Origin of the sequence: Mesorhizobium sp. B2-3-14 (assembly GCF_006442175.1) — a bacterium.
Lineage (GTDB): Bacteria > Pseudomonadota > Alphaproteobacteria > Rhizobiales > Rhizobiaceae > Mesorhizobium > Mesorhizobium australicum.
This window is the reverse complement of sequence record NZ_VFVP01000004.1, coordinates 63,553-79,576: the sequence shown is the minus strand read 5'-3', so window position 1 is coordinate 79,576 and position 16,024 is coordinate 63,553. Positions and strand designations below refer to the sequence as shown.

The window sequence follows — 16,024 nt, the reverse complement described above, 5'->3', positions numbered from 1 at the left end:
CGCGCTCTCAACAGGAGCGCATGGCCTATAAAAGGCGACTCGTTTCGAGCCGTCAAGGATTCGTTTGCGTAGCTTTTGTGACCCCAACATCTTGTGTGTCACACATGTGGATAACGGGGATAGAATCGACCCGCCGTCGGCCATCTCCCGGCGGTAAGCCGGTGCGATCGTTGGCCAGCGGCACGGGCGCTGCGAAACATTTGCTGGGATGCCGCAAAAAGCCAGCCAAGCCGGTGGGCCGGGCCTCAGCCGTAGTGTAGCTTCGGCTTGGGTTCGGTCCCGTTGAACTGTACGCCGATCCGGTCGCTGCGGCGCCAGCGGACCTCGCAGCGATAGGCGACGCCGTCGAGCGGTATGTAGAGAAGGAAATGATCGGGAACCCTGGCTTCGGCCGGTAATTTCAGTTCGGCGCCGCCCGCATGCTGGTTGCGCACCATACAGGCGACTTCGGAATTCTGGATCCCCGTGATGACTGTTCCACCTTTGAGCACGCGCGGGCGATGCTCGCGCTGCGGCTCGCCGGGGTCGTGCTGAAGTGGGTCTGCGGGATTCGCCATCGATCAAACGCCAGGAACGATCGATCCTAACCACCAAAAATTAGCAAACCCTTGCGGCACAAGGTTGTGCGTCTGCCGCGAAAGGCGCCGATCAGGAGAACCTGCGTGGGTCGGCACAGAAATAGGCGATGATCTGGCAAAGGTCGGGTTCATTGACCATGCGCACGGCTTCGCTGGAACTGACCCATTTGCGGGTGCGGGAGTGCTTTTCCTTCCAGCGGTCCGCGATCTTGTCGACGTGCAGTGGGAACACCAGAACCTCGCAAGGCACTTCTTCGCCCGAAGCCAGCACCTTGGCATAGAAATAGCGGCCGGCTTCGAGATGAGAGATGTTTCCGCGCAAACCGGCTTCCTCGGCGGCCTCGCGGGCGGCCGCTTCGCAGAGCGGCTCCCTGGCTTCCGGCCAGCCTTTTGGAAGCACCCAGCGGCCAGTATCACGGCTGGTGATCAACATGACCTCGACGCCGTTCCCGACATCGCGCCAGGGCAGGGCGGCAACCTGCAGACGGCACGGCGCCGTGCCGAAGAGTCGCCTGACCCTTTCAGCAAGGTGGTTGTGCGTCGTTGGCCGTGTCAACATCGGAGAAGCTAGCCCCAGCCTCCAGAATCGTTTGCCGTCTCATGAATCTTACGGCTAATTGTGACCAATAAAAGTAAAAACTTCGGTCACGCTGGCTGATTTCCACCAACAAGGGTCGATTTCACAGGATATCTTGGCGGCGGGTGCCTCCGCGCAAGCAAATATTGGCCGTCGGCGCTGGCTTGATTGGAAAAAAGCAGCTTGCCGCGAATCAGCCGGCGTGATCGTCGGCGATTGGCTTCTGATAGGTGAAACCCATGTCCCAAGGGAAATAGATCCAGGTGTCCTGGCTGACCTCGGTGACGAACGTATCGACCAGCGGCCGGCCTTTCGGCTTGGCGTAGACGGTCGCGAAATGGGCCTTCGGCATCATTGCCCGCACGATGCCGGCGGTCTTGCCGGTGTCGGTCAGGTCGTCGACGATCAGCACGCCGGCGCCATCGTCGGCCAGCAAGGCCGGTGTGATCTCCTTCAGCACCTGCAACTGCCCTTGGCTGGTGTAGTCGTGATAAGAGGCGACACAGACCGTCTCGATCACGCGGATGCCGAGTTCGCGCGAAATGATCGCCGCCGGGACCAGGCCGCCACGCGTGATGCAGACGATAGCCTTCCACTGACCTTTGCTGGTGCCGGCAAGCCGCCAGGCAAGTGCGCGCGCGTCGCGATGGAACTGGTCCCAGGAGACCGGGAAGGCTTTTTCGGGAAGGGACATGTCTCGCGCACTCCACGGCACGCGGCGGCCGCGTGCAAGAAACAGGGGAATGCGCGCGGAATTAACTGGAAACCCCCGGACTTGGCAAGGGTGGCCGGCAGCAATCGCTGTGGACTTATCGCGACAGGAAGGCCGCGACCTGTGCCGAGCGCAGCACCGTGCGTGTTACCCCGCCGAACAGCAGCTGGCGCAGCCAGGAGTGGCTGTAGGCGCCAAGCACCAGCAGATCGGCGCCGGTCTCGGTGATCCTGTTCTGGATTATGTCGTCGACCGAGGTGCCGCCCGATTTCTGCACCGAGACGCTAACGGTGGCGCCGTGGCGCGACAGGGCCGACGCGATTTCGGCGCCCGCGGCCTCCGGGCGCTCGTCGAGCGTATCGGGCGGATCGATGACCAGTATGTCGGTTTTCTCGGCCTCGATGATGAAAGGCAAGGCATCGAACGCGGCGCGCGCGGCCTCCTTGCTGCCGTTCCAGGCAAGCAGCACGCGTTTGAAGGTGGTGACCAGCGGACCCCCACTCGGCACCACCAGCACCGGCCGGCCGGCGTCGTAGACAAGCGTATCGACGTCGGCACTCGGATCGCCGCCGGTCTCGCGTTGGGCGGCGATGATGAGATCGGCGGCGCGCACGCTTGAGATGCCGGTCAGTGCGCTGTCGCCGGAGAAGCTCTCCAGGCTGCGCCATTCGAAGGAAAGGCCGGAATCCTCGATCCGCTTCAGGAAGACAGCCTGGAGTTTGTCGGCCCGCTCCCGGTTCATGTCGGCAGAAACCTGCAGGAATTCCGTATCGGGAAAGCCCGTCGCCGACGTGTAGGGCACCGGGAGCGCCTCGGCATGGATGCCGATCAGATGGCTCTCGAAGCGGCTGGCAAGCGGAATGGCGCAGTCGAGCACCCGCTCGGCGTCCTGCTCGTTCTGCAGAATGGCAACGATGGTCTTGAAACGCATGATGACCCCTCGATCGTGCGAGCGACGAGCCCCGCGCCATGGAAACGCTGTAGCGTCGTTCTTGGTTCCGGTTTGCAGCGGATCAGCTCGCCTCAGCCGCGAAGCCTGCCACCATGGCCTCGACGTCGGCGCGCGCGGCTTCAAGCGCCTCCGCGCTGCGGGCACGAACGACCAGTTCGGTCCAGAACTTGCCGTCGCCATACTTGGGGTAGGAGCCGATGATCGTATCCGGATGGGCTTTCTGGATCTCGCCCAATGGCCCGCCGACAAGGCCCTCGCCGAACGGACAGTGCACCGTGGCCGACAGCATTTTGGTGCCGGCTCTCAAGGTCGGCACGACATTGTCGAGCATGGCCTGGAAGATCGAGGGCACGCCGGCCATGACATGGACGTTGCCGATGCGGAACCCGGGCGCCACGGAGACGGGGTTGTCGATATGGCCGGCGCCGCGCGGCATCCGCGCCATGCGCTTGCGCGCCTCGGTGTATTCGATGCCGCGCGCGGCATAGCTCGCCTCCAGCAGGGCATAGGCCTTGGCATCGTATTCGCAAGGCACGCCGAACGCCTTGGCGATCGAATCGGCTGTGATGTCGTCATGCGTCGGGCCGATGCCGCCAGTGGTGAAGACATAGGTATAGCGTGCGCGCACGGCATTCACCGCCGCGACGATCTCGTCTTCCTCGTCGGGAACAATGCGCACCTCCTTCAGGTCGATGCCGATCGCCGTCATGATATCGGCGAGATGGCCGATGTTCTTGTCCTTGGTGCGGCCGGACAGAATCTCATCGCCGATGACGAGCATGGCGGCAGTGACGATTTCAGGCATGGAACGCTCCGGCAGGACGGGTCGCCTGAAATAGCGCGGCGGATGGGCGGCGGCAATGCCGTCCAAAGGCGAACGATCCGACACGTCCACCACACCTGCATTGCAGTACCAAGCGCGGCTTGACCAGGATGGGAACAAGCCCTTCCGGATTGTCCTCGGTCGCGGAGGGCGACCAGGGCCGAGGTGGTGCCGCAATCCGTCGCGCCCGAACAGGTCACAGCCTTCGAGCGCATGGCGGCACGCGCTTTTGTCACCCGACATCACCGCCACTTCACGAGAATTTCAGGGAACCATTCGGCTGACGGTCAGGTTTACCCCGTGTCGCATCCCAAGGCGGCCAAGATCAAGATACGGAGTAAAATCAATGTACAGGAAACTTTTCGCAGCATCCGTCCTGACGATCGGTCTCGCCACATCGGCGATGGCCCAATCGTCGGACGCTACCTATTCCAACCATCACAATTGGTGGCTGTTCGGCAATGAGGATTCCTCGGCCATCGACCAGAGCACCACTGGCAGCATCAACGCCGACGGCTCTGGATTGAGCACTCTTGGCAACCCCGGCCCGGCCGGGCCTTGTGCCTCAAGCACGCCAGGCCCCGATGCGAACGCTCAGGGCAACGTCAACGATCAGTATTGCGGCAAGTAAATAGGCAGCCGCGTATTGCCTGCCGCGGGACGCCGTCTCTCCTGGCGTCCGCGGCTGGCGCAGGGCTGGCTTAATCCGAGATTTCAGTCTGAGGCCGATCGCGGCCGTCGGCCAGTTCCTCGTGCCATTTGCCCTCGGCGTCCTCATACTGGATACCATCGGTGGAGCCCGCCACCTGCTGTTCGGCCGAAGCGATCTCGGCGGCACGCAATGCATCCTGATGGGTCGGAAATGTCTCCGAGAAGGTCGCACCGACCTTGTAGGCCCAGCCACCGTCATGCTCGACGATCTTGTAAGTCAGCTTCGCCATCAAAACCTCCAGTTAAAAGGTCCGCCTGCTCAATGCAGCCGGTCGTCGGGCAGCCGGTCGTCGGGCAGCTTGTCGTCGGGCACCAGCACTTCCGATTCCCTGGCCGCCTCGATCAGTGCCCGGCGCGCTTCCGCTGTCGAACGATAACCTTCCAGCACTTTGAGGCAAGTGTCGAGGGCATCACGATGACGAGGCCCGCGATTGAGCGGCCACACCGTCATCAAGCACTCGGCCGCCTCCTGGGTCGAGCGGATATGGCGATATTTGCCGACATGGCCAAGCTCGACCACGACCGGCGTTTCAAAAGGTTTGTTGTCCATCATCATGGCCGCAACGCAAAGCAGCCAATTTGGTTGCAAAAGTGGCCTTCGGCCTGCGCCCAAAGGTCGCGACGCCGTTGCGCAAGCGCGCCGGCGTCGGGAGAAAGGGCGATCAGCCGGCGGCCTTCATCCAATGTTCCATCGTCGTCACCGAGCGGGCGAGCTGCGGCGCCGGATGAATCTTTTCGCTGAACGTGGCGGCCGCACGCCATCCCCAGCGCGGATCGGCGAGGAAGGCTCGCGCCAGCGCCACCATGTCGGCGCGACCCTCGGCGATAACAGCCTCGGCCTGTTTCGGGTCGTCGATCAGGCCGACCGCCCGGGTCGGGATGCCCGCGCCCTTGCGCACGGCTTCGGCCAGATGCACCTGATAGCCGGGGCCGGTGGGTAATTTCTGCAATGGCGAATTGCCGCCGCTCGAGCAGCAGAGGTAGGCGACGCCTTCGGCCTTCAGCGCTTTCGCCACCTCGACCGCGTCCGCGACGTCAAAGCCGCCATCGACCCAATCCTTCACCGACAGCCGTGCGCCGAGCATCAGTTTCGGCGCGGCTTTCTTCACCGCCCTGGCGATCTCGACGACGAGACGCATCCGGTTTTCCAGCGAGCCACCCCAGCGATCCGTGCGCTGGTTGGACAGCGGCGACAGGAACTGGAAGATGAGGTAGCCATGCGCCGCATGCAGTTCGATGAAGTCGAAGCCGGCACGGTCGGCCCGCCTTGCGGCGTCCGCGAACCGCTCGACGAGCTGCAGGATTTCCTCGTCGTCCAGGGCGCGCGGCACGTTCCAGCCGGTGTCGTAGGCGATGGCCGAAGCCGAGACGGTCTGCCAGGGATCCTCGTTTGGCTGCAATGGGCCGCCGCCTTCCCAGGGCTTGCGGTTCGAGGCCTTGCGGCCGGCATGCGCCAGCTGCGTGCCGAACTTAGTGCCGGGTGCGGCCACGCGCTTGGCCGCATCCAGCGCGCGCCGCGCGGCGGCTTCATTGTCTTCGGAATAGAGGCCGAGACAGCCATGGCTGATGCGCCCGCGCCGCTCGACGTCGGTCATCTCCACGGTGACCATGCCGGCACCGGACATGGCAAGGTTCATCCAGTGGTAAAGATGCCAGTCGCTGGCCGAGCCGTCCTCGGCGGAATACTGGCACATCGGCGCCACGGCGATGCGGTTGGGGAAGGTGAGCCCATCGAGGGTGATCGGCTGGAAAAGCGAAGTCGTCATGGAAAAACTCCGGGAAGGGGAATGCGCTATCTAGGCGACGGCAACCGTCCATACCACACACGAGACGGTGAAGCGCGCGCTGGCCCAATCGCCGGATTGCGCCTGTTCCGCTTCGCGGCTACGCCTGCGTCCGCCAGCCAGCATCGAGGTGTCATATGGAAGACCGCGTTCGTATCCGCTCGGAAGAGGTTCTCTCCGACGACTGGGCGGTCCTGAAAAAGACCGTGCTCGACTATCGCCGGCGTGACGGTCAATGGGAGACGCAGGTCCGCCAGACCTATGATCGCGGCGACGGCGCGGTGATCCTGCCCTATGACCCCCAGCGTTCGACTGTGCTTCTGGTGCGCCAGTTCCGTTATCCCGCCTATGTCACCGGCCACCGCGAGCCGCTGATCGAGGCCTGCGCCGGCTTGCTGGACGAAAACGATCCGGAAACCGCCATCCGCAAGGAAGCCGAGGAAGAACTGGGTTACCGGTTGAAGGACATCGAGCGGCTGTTTTCGCCTTATATGAGCCCGGGCAGCGTCACCGAGCGGCTCTGGTTCTTCGTCGCGCGCTACTCGCCCGCCGACCGCATCTCGGCCGGCGGCGGCGCTCCGGAGGAGGGCGAGGACATCGAGGTCCTGGAAATGCCGCTCGACGAAGCGCTGGCCGGCATCGCCGATGGCCGCATTGTCGATGCCAAGACCATCATCCTGATCCAGCACCTGAAGCTGAATCCGGTGACGGCTTGATCAGAGACCGAGCGATCTCAATTCAGCCCGCGTGACCCAACAGTCGGGTGGTGGCCGCGTCACGATGATGTTCGGAATTAACGCGATCGACGCCTTCGACGGTTATGGCGAACGTGCCGTTTTCCGTCCTGGCTATCCAGCCCTTTGCTTTCAGATACCAGAGGTGAAACTCGAGGTGCTCTTGCGGACAGCCTGACATTCGTTCGAGTTCTTCGTCGCCTATCCCGGGATGATTGACGTCCTGTCGGCGTTTTACATACAGCAGTGACAGCACTTTGGCTTGAATGACGGAATCTCGATCGAAGCCCTTTGTGTTGCTCGCCTCATCGGTCAGCTCGGCCCGGTGGTTCAGATGCGCCTTGTACTGAATGTCGTACTGCGCACGCTTGACCGGATCCTTGAGCGTGTTGTGAGCCTCAAGAATATCGCTGAAGCGTGACTCGTTGCCGGTGACTTGGTTGTCGGGGTGGTAGCGCATGGCAAAATGCCGAAAAATGCGTTCTATCGTCTCCGAATTGGCATTCGGACTGATTTCCAGCATTTCGTAGAAGTCGATGAACATACCTGGCTTCCCCCATGCCATTCTCGCCGTTTGTGTCTCACCGTCAGGTGACAATTTTGGCAACGACCATAGAGTATATATTTCACGATTTACTAATGTGCCGAGCGTACAAAGGGTCAGATACACGAATTAAGCGAAAACGTCAGACCTTTGCGTCCTGAGCTGCAGACCTTGGTCTGGTAGCATTTCGCTCGTCGGAGGCGGCTTGCCATGACCGATAAACCTTCTGAACCTCCAGTAGAGCGTCGAACGCACTTACGCGAGGTGGTTTTGAAGGAGGCGTTCATAATCACGCAGGATGGCGAAATAGGCTGCGCCGTCAGAAACCAGCATGAGCATGGCGCCGAGTTGCGTGTCGCTGCGGGGGTTGAAGTGCCAAATACCTTCCGGCTGCGCGTGCCGTTGGACGGTGCGACTTATCGAGCGGAAGTGCGCTGGAGAAAGGGCGAGCGACTGGGCATCCAGATCCACGGCAATTTCACGCTGAAGATCACCTAAAGGCGGTAAGCCGGTTGATATGAGGGCACCCAGCACTGCGTTGCCGGTGGCTTTCGTCGTCTCGCATCCCGCCGCCATCTCATCAATTCTGACGTTGTCGCCGATCGCTTGCTATATATTAGAGCAAGCGCATATTATGCCTTGGGGACCAGGGCGGGGAATTGAGAATGTGCAGCACCTGTGATGGCAAAGCGGTCGACCGGAGGGACTTCCTCAAAGTCGGCGCGGGGCTCGTTGCATTCGGCGTTGGTGGGGCCACATGGTCGGCGCGCGCGGCCCAAGGTGCGGTGACCGCGCTGAGCCTCGATGACGCGCTCGCCGCACTGAAATCCGGCAACGAACGCTACGTCGGTCACCCGGAACTCTGCTCGATAGACCTTGCCGCGCAGCGGAATGCTGTCGCCGCACACCAGGCGCCCTGGGCCACGATCATCAGTTGCGCCGACAGTCGCGTTCCGCCTGAACTGATTTTCGGCGGTCACGGCGTTGGAGAGCTGTTCGTCGCCCGGAATGCTGGCAACCTCGTCGACACCGCCACGCTCGGTACGGTCGAATACGGGGCAGCGGTGCTCGGCTCACCCTTGATCGTCGTTCTCGCGCACACAAACTGCGGCGCCGTCAAGGCGGCGTGCGACGTAGTGACCAAGAACGCGACCTATCCTGGCGCGATCGGTCCGATGATCGAACCGATCCTGCCCGCGGCGATAGCAGTGCGGAGCGAAGCGGGCGATTTCGTCGACAACACCGCCAAGGAAAGCGCACGGAGGACCGCGAGGCGCCTAGCCGCCTCGAGCAAGGTGCTAGCCGGCCTCATCAAGGCGGGGAAGCTGAAGATAGTCGCGGCAATCTATGATTTGCAAACGGGTGCGGTGACTTACATCGAATGACACACCCGTCATCGAGATCGAAGGCTCTGGGGGCCTCGATGCGTCGGGGTCTGGCTTCGCTTGCCTTTCGGGGCGGTGACGGCCGCAATATCGGCCACAAGGGCCGCAGCAGGCGTTCGGCAGGGCGCAAGGACGCGCCGGAATAGTGATGGCGGTCATCAACTGACGCCTTGCCATTGCCAATCGGAATGAGCGGCATGCGCGAAGCTTTCATCGCAATGGTAATCTTCCTATGCCTGACGGTGGCCGCGCTCGCCAGCACGGCGATATGGCCAAAATTGCCGGCCAAACATCGTGACGACGACACGAACACCGTGGTTCGGCACGCCGCGAACCTGTTCGGGGTCATGACCTCGCTGATGCTCGGCCTGATGATCAACTCGGCCAGGAACACCTTCGAATCGATCGACCGCAACGTGCACGCCTATGCGACCGAATTGATCCTTCTCGACAGGACCTTGCGCCAATATGGCCCGCAAACCGACACGGTACGCCAGCCGCTGGTCGTCTATGTGCAACGTGTGGCGGGTGATTCTTCGCCCACCAGCGAGACGCTGGTCGCCGCCAACCGGCTCTCTGAGCAGTTGCTGGCCGAAATCGACACCCGGCTGAGTGCGCTGGCGCCGACCGACGATGCGCATGGCTTCATTGTGCAGGACGCCCGCCAGCATTTGCAGAAGGTGCTGGAGTTGCGCTGGGTGCTGATCGAGCAGTCGGAGGGCACGATCCCGGTGCCTCTGATCACGCTCCTGGTTACCTGGCTGGTGCTGATCTTCGCCAGCTTCGGCTTCAGGGCGCCACGCAATACGATCACCGTTTCGACCTACGCGGCATCGGCGGCTTTGGTTGCCGGGGCGATCTACCTGATCTTCGACATGGACGTGGCTTTTTCCGGCCCGATCCAGATTTCAATGGCCCCGATGGAGAGGGCGCTGTCCGAGTTACAGCAGTGATCCGTAGCAGTGGCACGCGGCTAAATGATGCTGCGGCGGTTCAACAGAGAAAATCAAAACAAATCTGAAGACTTTTTCTGGTGCGGACGACGGGAATCGAACCCGTACGATCAGAGATCGAGGGATTTTAAGTCCCTTGCGTCTACCAATTCCGCCACGTCCGCAGGCACGTCCTTTTCAGATGCCAGACACAGCCCGTCAAGTCGTGTTCTGCGGTGGCCGAACGCGCACCCAGAGGAGGTGGCATAACGATACTGGCGCGATCGCGGAATTATCCGCGCCGCGGGCATCGGTAAATATCTGCGTGGCGGATCTGATCCGCCTAGGCCGGCGCCTCTCAGGCCAACCCATCCCCCCGCCCACTTGGGGGCGCCGGCCGCCCCCTTTCCAGCGAGTGGCCGCGGCCGTTGTAAGCCAGGGCCGAAAACGTCGCCCGTGGAACTACGTTCAGAATTTGTAACTGAGATTGATGCCGACCGTGTTCAGTTTCACGCTCTGATCGCGGTCGTTGAAGGGGGCTGGTGCCTCGTGTTTCTCTGAGCCGAAGTCGTAGTAGCGATATTGCGCGCCGACGACGAACTTGTCGGTCAGCGCGTAGTCGACGCCTGCGCCCACGGTCCAGCCGACATTTGTGCCCGTGTTGTCGAACCCTGGCCCCGAGGTCTGCGACGTCTCGATGCCGGCAAAGGCAATGCCGCCGATGCCATAGACCAGCAGGCGGTCCATTGCGAAGCCGGCCTTGGCGTTGACCGACCCGAACCACTTGATGTCGGCGCCGAATGTATCTCCCAGGCCCGATTGCGCCGTGCCGTCGACCGAGGAATAGTTGAGGTCCGCCTCGGCGCCCAGCACTGCCTGATCAAACTGCCAGAGGCCGGCGACATGGCCGCCGACGAACCCACCGCCGACGTCCGGCGTGATGGAAAACGGCGCGCCTTCCGTCGTGGTGATCTCGGAGCGGCCCCAGCCATATCCTGCCTGCAGGCCCGCATAGTAGCCGGTCCAGTCGAAGCCAGGCGCGGTCATCGGCACATCGACTGTCGCGTCGGCAGCAAATGCCGGCAAGGACAGGGCAAGAAGACCGGCACTTGCGACCATCAGGCGATGCATCGAACTCCCCGAGAAGAGTCATAGACCCCAGGTCGGAGCCTAACCTGATTTTCGGCAAAACGGAATCGGATTTCTGCAAACGCGGTTAGCGTCCTCGCGGGTCTCGAGGAGTTGGCGGGTAGCGTGCTGCCGCGATTGCGGTGGCGCGCGCCTCGTGCGAAACACCGCCATCGTGAGAGGATCCTTTATGCGCATCTTGTTCCGCTTGGTCGCGGCCGTCGCGGCGGTGGTGCTGGTCGGTCAGGCCGCCGTGGCCGAACCGCTGACGCTCATCATTGCCAAGGCCGTGGCCGTTCCCGATTCTGTTTCGGGGCAGGCCATGCTCAGCCTGAAGCTCACTCCCGACAGCGGCAAAGCCTGTGCCAGGTTTACGGGGGCAAATGTCGGCAAGATTGTCGATCTCAGCATCGACGGCGCCGTGGTGATGTCGCCGCGCGTCGTGGAGCCGATACGCGGCGGCGAAATCATGGTCAGCGGCACGTTCAAGGGCGGCGAGGTCGAGCGTATCGCCGAGCGGATTTCAGCCGGCGACGCCAAGGTCGAAGTCGACGTGAAACCGGAGTAATCCGGCAATCTCCAAGCAAATCCATTCTTCCTCGCTGGCCAAAACGCCGTCGGCTTGGCACAGTCGGACAAACAGGAGTCTTTGATGATCAGGAAGCCGCCCGTCCGCGCGACAAAACCCAAACCGTGGACCGAAATGGCGACCGATCTGGTCGATGTCGCTATGGGCCGCAAACCCGCCGATCTGGTCATCCGCAACGGGCGCTGGGTGAACGTCCATTCGGGCGAGATCATCGCCGGCACCGACATCGCCATATCGGGCGGCCGCTTCGCCTATTGCGGGCCGAATGCCAGCCACACGATCGGGCAGGGCACCAAAGTGGCCGACGCCGGCGGCCGCTACCTCGTGCCCGGCCTTTGCGACGCGCACATGCATGTCGAGAGCAGCATGGTCACGGTCACCGAATTCTGCCGCGCCGTCATCCCGCACGGCACCACCTCGATGTTCATCGATCCGCACGAGATCGCCAATGTCCTGGGCCTGCCGGGCGTGCGGCTGATGCATGACGAGGCGGTGGCGATGCCCATCAACGTGCATGTGCAGATGCCGTCCTGCGTGCCGTCGGCACCCGGGCTGGAGCATGCCGGCGCCGAGCTGACCGTTGCCGACGTTGCCGAGGCCATGACTTGGGAAAACATCATCGGCCTCGGCGAAGTGATGAATTTTCCAGGCGTCGCCGCCAACGATCCTGTCATGTCGGGCGAGATCGCCGCGACGGTTCGTGCAGGCAAGACGGTTGGCGGCCACTATGCCTCGCGTGACCTTGGCTTGCCGTTCCACGGCTATGTCGCCGGCGGACCCGAGGACGATCACGAAGGCACGCGTGCCGAGGACGCCATCGCGCGCGTGCGCCAGGGCATGAAGGCGATGCTGCGGCTGGGCTCGGCCTGGTACGATGTTGCCTCTCAGATCAAGGCGGTGACGGAGAGCGGCATCGATCCGCGCAATTTCATCCTGTGCACCGACGACAGCCACTCCGGCACGCTTGTCCAGGACGGCCACATGGATCGGGTGGTGCGCCACGCCATCCAGCAGGGGCTGAAACCGGTGACCGCGATCCAGATGGCAACGCTCAACACCGCTCAGCATTTCAAACTGGAACGCGAGATCGGTTCGATCGCGCCGGGGCGGTTGGCCGACCTGCTGGTCGTCTCCGATCTCGCCGCAATGAGCATCGACGAGGTCTATGCGCGCGGCGTCAGGCTGGCCAAGGGCGGCAAGCTGGACATCGATATCCCGGCCTATGATTATCCGAAGACGGCGAAGAACACCGTCAAGTTGGGCAAGGAACTGAAGGCCGGCGATTTCGATATCGCGGCACCCAAGGGCGCCAACGAGGTGCGGGTGCGGGTGATCGGCGTCATCGAGAACCAGGCACCCACGCGGGCTCTGGAGGCCGATCTGCCGGTCGAGGATGGACTGGTCGCGATGGATCGCCGCAACGACGTCTGTCAGATCGCGTTGGTCGAACGGCACAGGGGCACGGGTGGCGTCACCAATGCCTTCGTCTCCGGTTTCGGTTACATGGCCGACTGCGCCATGGCCTCCAGCGTCGCCCATGACGCCCATCACATCATCTGCGTTGGCACCAACAAGCAGGACATGGCGCTGGCCGTGAACCGACTGGGGGAAGTCGGCGGCGGGGTCGTGCTGTTCTCCAGGGGCAAGGAACTGGCGCTGGTCGAAATGCCGATCGCCGGACTGATGTCGGACGAGCGGGCCGAGATCGTCGCCGCCAAGGCCGAGAAACTGACCGCGGCGATGCGCAAGATGGGTTGTTCCCTGAACAATGCCTACATGCAGCACTCGCTGCTGGCGCTGGTGGTCATTCCCGAGCTCAGGATTTCGGACGTCGGCCTGATCGACGTGACGACGTTCCAGAAGGTCGATCTGTTCGTCTGAGACCAGTCGTCCGCTCGTGGCTGCTCAGCCGCCGGTGGCGATGGTCAGCACCTTGAACGGCGTCGTGATGATGACTTCGGCGGCGGAGCCGACGACCTTTCCCAGGCCCTGACCGATATTGGCGAGCTGTGCCGGGTTCTCGTCCGCGGCGAGCCCGGCCGGCGTGCGCAGCCGGTCGCCCAGCAATTGCACCAGGAACGGGTTGTCGGCGAATTTCGCGTGGTTGAGGCCGCCGTCACCGCCTTTCGTTTTGGTCAGATCGACCACCGACACGCCATAGGAGGCGAGATCGGCGGCATCGCCATAGTCGCCGACGCGCGGTTTGTCGCCGGAGATGAACGAGGACAATTTGAGCGCCCGGTCGTCGCCCGAAAGCAGCACGGCGAACGGCTTGTTGGGTTTGCCATAACGGATCATCTGCTTCTTGAACACGTCGACATCGATGTCCGGTGAGGCAAGGATGACATAACCCAGTTTGCCGCCGAGATCGCGGTCGCCGGTGATGGCAAGTTGGCGCAGCGCCTCCATCGTCAGCCAGGTTCCCATCGAATGGGCGATGATGTCGATGCTCTTGACGCGCGTCTTGGCGAGCATCCTGAGCGTTGCCTCGAGATCGTCACGGGCGGCGGTGGAACTGTCCTTGTCGTAGATGTAGCCCGTCGTCTTGGCGCTCGATGCCCATGAGAACAGCACCGGAGTGCCCGGATATTTGGTGTCGTGGGCGATCTGCGTCAGCCGGTAGATGCCATCGTCGAAACCATTGTTGAAGCCATGCACGAAAACCAGCGCCCGGTCGCCGCGCATGGCGATGTCGGAGCCGACCGCCTTGGCGAATTGCGGCGCGCCTTCGTAGAGGGTGACGTCCGTGGCCGCAAAATCCTTGGCCGGATTGCTGTTGGCGGAACCCTTGGCGCGCTCGATGTTGCCGACCTGATGGCTCTTCGGAACCGTGACGTCGACCCGCGCGAAACTGGTGGTCAGGGAACGGTCGCCGTCGAAGACCTGTCGCGGGTCCTTCACCGCTTTCTGGCGGGTGGTGGCGACAAATATCTCATGGGTGGCCGCAATATCGGATGCCGGTACGGTGACCGTCGTCTTGTTGAGCAGATCATGCGTATTTCCGGCGCAGCCAGCGACCAGCAGCGCGAACGCGACGACACCGAAACTCTTCAAGCCCAAGGCCACGCGTCGGCTCCCGCATAGGGGGACGTCAAACGCATGACGTCGCTCGATACTCCGATAAGGCCAGAGGCGGGCGCGGTCCAGTTCAAAGTGAGCCGATCGTTCGGCGATGCCGGACAGGCACGGCGAAATCCGCTGCGCCGCATCTACTGCCCAAGCAGGCTGATGCGATCGGTCACGTCCCGGTCGCTGGCGAAACCATCGTCCTCGCGCAGCCGCTGGCCGATCATCTTCACCAGTGCCGGATTGTCGGCGAATTTCGTGTGGTTGAAGCTGTCGCTGCCCTTGACCTTGGAGAGATCGACGACCGTCACGCCATAGGAGGCAAGGTCCGCGGCATCCTTGTAGTCGCCGACGCGTGGGCGCGAGCCGGCGATCAGGCCGGACAATCTCAGCGCGCGATCGTCATCAGACAACAGCAGGATGAACGGCTTGTCGGGCTTGCCATAGCGGCGCATCTGGCTCTTGAACACATCGACGTCGATGTCGGGAGAGGCGAGCACCACGTCGCCGAGCTTGCCGCCGAGGTCGCGGTCACCGGTGATGGCGAGCTGGCGCAGTGTCTCCATCGTCACCCAGGTTCCCATCGAATGGGCGACGATGTCGATGCGCCGCGCGCCGCTCTGCGCCAGCATGCGCAACGTCACTTCGAGCTGGTCGCGGGCGGCACTGGCACTTTCCTTGTCATAGACATAGTCGGTGGTCTTGGCTCCCGAGGCCCACGAGAACAGCACCGGCGTTCCCGGATAACCGGAATCGTGGACGATCTGGGTCAAGCGGTAGACGGCGTCGTCGAAGCCGGTGTTGTAGCCGTGGACGAAGACCATGACGCGGCCGCCGCGTGCCGCTATGTCGGCGCTGAGCGCGCTGGCGAATTTCGGCTGCGTGTCGTAGCCGACGACTTCGGAAGCCATGAAATACTTGGCCGGATCGTTCGATTTGCCGCGTGAGCGCCGCTCGATCTGCCCGGTCTGGTGGAGACCGGGAACGGTGACGTTGACGCGGGCGTAGTTCAGCGTCGCCGAGCGTTCGCCGTCGAAAACCTTGTTTGGATCGTCGGAGGCCTTACGGGTCGTGGCAATGAAGATCGAGTGGTTGCCTGCGATTTCCGTTACCGGCGCGGACATGACCGCGCTGCCGAGCAGTTCCTCGGTTTTGCGGCCGCCGCAGCCCGCCACCAGCAGCGCAAGCGCAAGAATGCAAATCGTCTTCAAATGCACGTCAAAAATCCACTCGAGCCCAAAAAGGGCCAATCCACCCTCCGCGATATCTCCCCAGCAGGCGAAGTGCGGCAGAAGTAAGTCGTGTCCAGCCAAAATGCGGTCGGCGCCTCGCGACCGTGGGCGCAGTGTTGCGCGAAAGCCAAAGCGGGTGGCAAGGCCGCAACGTCGCACAAGTCAGGCACCTGCAACTGGCCGGATGTCGAACTTCCGCGTCCACCAATGCGCGGCTCAGCGCGACGAAGAGGCATGAACAAACGTCCCCAAGTGCTTGCTAGCATTTCGGGAAGGC

19 protein-coding genes and 1 tRNA gene are annotated in these 16,024 nt (G+C 62.6%); 7 read left to right on the top strand and 13 right to left on the bottom strand.

All coding sequences use genetic code 11. The features are described from left to right. Positions 1 to 245 precede the first annotated feature (245 nt). From FJ950_RS12095 to FJ950_RS12075, 5 genes are all read right to left on the bottom strand, one after another. Entirely contained in the window at positions 246 to 557 is a 312-nt protein-coding gene (locus FJ950_RS12095) for a PilZ domain-containing protein (RefSeq protein WP_140616952.1), read from the bottom strand. 91 nt (positions 558 to 648) lie between these two features. Next, positions 649 to 1,137: an NUDIX hydrolase gene (locus FJ950_RS12090; RefSeq protein WP_015318085.1), complete on the bottom strand. Its 489-nt coding sequence runs from the start codon at positions 1,135 to 1,137 to the stop codon at positions 649 to 651. 211 nt (positions 1,138 to 1,348) lie between these two features. Next, a complete protein-coding gene (gpt, locus tag FJ950_RS12085; RefSeq protein WP_015318084.1) occupies positions 1,349 to 1,849 on the bottom strand; it encodes a xanthine phosphoribosyltransferase in 501 nt (166 codons plus the stop codon). A 115-nt stretch (positions 1,850 to 1,964) separates the two neighbouring features. Next, on the bottom strand, positions 1,965 to 2,798 hold the full coding sequence (locus FJ950_RS12080) for a universal stress protein (RefSeq protein ID WP_140616951.1): 834 nt from the start codon (positions 2,796 to 2,798) through the stop codon (positions 1,965 to 1,967). An 82-nt stretch (positions 2,799 to 2,880) separates the two neighbouring features. Further along, positions 2,881 to 3,624 (bottom strand): competence/damage-inducible protein A, encoded by a 744-nt coding sequence (locus tag FJ950_RS12075; protein WP_015318082.1) that lies wholly within the window; start codon positions 3,622 to 3,624, stop codon positions 2,881 to 2,883. Positions 3,625 to 3,988: 364 nt separating this feature from the next. On the opposite strand from FJ950_RS12075, the gene FJ950_RS12070 reads away from it, so the two are divergent. After that, positions 3,989 to 4,273: a hypothetical protein gene (locus FJ950_RS12070; protein WP_015318081.1), complete on the top strand. Its 285-nt coding sequence runs from the start codon at positions 3,989 to 3,991 to the stop codon at positions 4,271 to 4,273. 70 nt (positions 4,274 to 4,343) lie between these two features. Here the strand turns inward: FJ950_RS12070 and FJ950_RS12065 are convergent, their stop codons facing one another. From FJ950_RS12065 to FJ950_RS12055, 3 genes are all read right to left on the bottom strand, one after another. Then, positions 4,344 to 4,583 (bottom strand): DUF2188 domain-containing protein, encoded by a 240-nt coding sequence (locus FJ950_RS12065; RefSeq protein ID WP_015318080.1) that lies wholly within the window; start codon positions 4,581 to 4,583, stop codon positions 4,344 to 4,346. 29 nt (positions 4,584 to 4,612) lie between these two features. Continuing rightward, complete coding sequence (locus tag FJ950_RS12060; RefSeq protein ID WP_032922516.1) at positions 4,613 to 4,906, bottom strand: DUF982 domain-containing protein; 294 nt, start codon at positions 4,904 to 4,906, stop codon at positions 4,613 to 4,615. A 109-nt stretch (positions 4,907 to 5,015) separates the two neighbouring features. Further along, entirely contained in the window at positions 5,016 to 6,119 is a 1,104-nt protein-coding gene (locus tag FJ950_RS12055; RefSeq protein ID WP_023773122.1) for an NADH:flavin oxidoreductase/NADH oxidase, read from the bottom strand. Positions 6,120 to 6,274: 155 nt separating this feature from the next. On the opposite strand from FJ950_RS12055, the gene FJ950_RS12050 reads away from it, so the two are divergent. Further along, positions 6,275 to 6,853 (top strand): NUDIX domain-containing protein, encoded by a 579-nt coding sequence (locus FJ950_RS12050; RefSeq protein WP_023773121.1) that lies wholly within the window; start codon positions 6,275 to 6,277, stop codon positions 6,851 to 6,853. Between the two features lie 22 nt (positions 6,854 to 6,875). On the opposite strand, the gene FJ950_RS12045 is transcribed toward FJ950_RS12050, so the two are convergent. After that, on the bottom strand, positions 6,876 to 7,415 hold the full coding sequence (locus FJ950_RS12045; protein WP_015318076.1) for a J domain-containing protein: 540 nt from the start codon (positions 7,413 to 7,415) through the stop codon (positions 6,876 to 6,878). Between the two features lie 210 nt (positions 7,416 to 7,625). Here FJ950_RS12045 and FJ950_RS12040 point away from each other — a divergent pair, with 210 nt between their 5' ends. From FJ950_RS12040 to FJ950_RS12030, 3 genes are all read left to right on the top strand, one after another. Then, the gene (locus tag FJ950_RS12040; RefSeq protein WP_140616950.1) at positions 7,626 to 7,913 is read left to right on the top strand and encodes a PilZ domain-containing protein; all 288 of its coding nucleotides are present in this window, start codon (positions 7,626 to 7,628) and stop codon (positions 7,911 to 7,913) included. A gap of 167 nt (positions 7,914 to 8,080) precedes the next feature. After that, the gene (locus FJ950_RS12035; protein ID WP_140616949.1) at positions 8,081 to 8,800 is read left to right on the top strand and encodes a carbonic anhydrase; all 720 of its coding nucleotides are present in this window, start codon (positions 8,081 to 8,083) and stop codon (positions 8,798 to 8,800) included. A 197-nt stretch (positions 8,801 to 8,997) separates the two neighbouring features. Further along, complete coding sequence (locus tag FJ950_RS12030) at positions 8,998 to 9,753, top strand: DUF4239 domain-containing protein (protein ID WP_140616948.1); 756 nt, start codon at positions 8,998 to 9,000, stop codon at positions 9,751 to 9,753. 78 nt (positions 9,754 to 9,831) lie between these two features. On the opposite strand, the gene FJ950_RS12025 is transcribed toward FJ950_RS12030, so the two are convergent. Then, a tRNA-Leu gene (locus tag FJ950_RS12025) sits at positions 9,832 to 9,917 on the bottom strand. Positions 9,918 to 10,200: 283 nt separating this feature from the next. Continuing rightward, the gene (locus FJ950_RS12020; RefSeq protein WP_140616947.1) at positions 10,201 to 10,863 is read right to left on the bottom strand and encodes an outer membrane protein; all 663 of its coding nucleotides are present in this window, start codon (positions 10,861 to 10,863) and stop codon (positions 10,201 to 10,203) included. Between the two features lie 187 nt (positions 10,864 to 11,050). Between FJ950_RS12020 and FJ950_RS12015 the strand changes: the two genes are divergently transcribed. Both FJ950_RS12015 and ade read left to right on the top strand, forming a co-directional pair. After that, positions 11,051 to 11,428 carry a hypothetical protein gene (locus tag FJ950_RS12015; protein ID WP_140616946.1) on the top strand — a complete coding sequence of 126 codons (378 nt, stop codon included), beginning with the start codon at positions 11,051 to 11,053 and terminating at the stop codon, positions 11,426 to 11,428. Between the two features lie 84 nt (positions 11,429 to 11,512). Next, positions 11,513 to 13,330 (top strand): adenine deaminase, encoded by a 1,818-nt coding sequence (gene ade, locus FJ950_RS12010; RefSeq protein WP_140616945.1) that lies wholly within the window; start codon positions 11,513 to 11,515, stop codon positions 13,328 to 13,330. A 24-nt stretch (positions 13,331 to 13,354) separates the two neighbouring features. On the opposite strand, the gene FJ950_RS12005 is transcribed toward ade, so the two are convergent. Both FJ950_RS12005 and FJ950_RS12000 read right to left on the bottom strand, forming a co-directional pair. Next, positions 13,355 to 14,515, bottom strand: a complete 1,161-nt coding sequence (locus tag FJ950_RS12005; protein ID WP_140616944.1) for an alpha/beta hydrolase — start codon at positions 14,513 to 14,515, stop codon at positions 13,355 to 13,357. Positions 14,516 to 14,658: 143 nt separating this feature from the next. Beyond that, positions 14,659 to 15,732: an alpha/beta hydrolase gene (locus FJ950_RS12000; RefSeq protein WP_083883249.1), complete on the bottom strand. Its 1,074-nt coding sequence runs from the start codon at positions 15,730 to 15,732 to the stop codon at positions 14,659 to 14,661. Positions 15,733 to 16,024 lie beyond the last annotated feature (292 nt).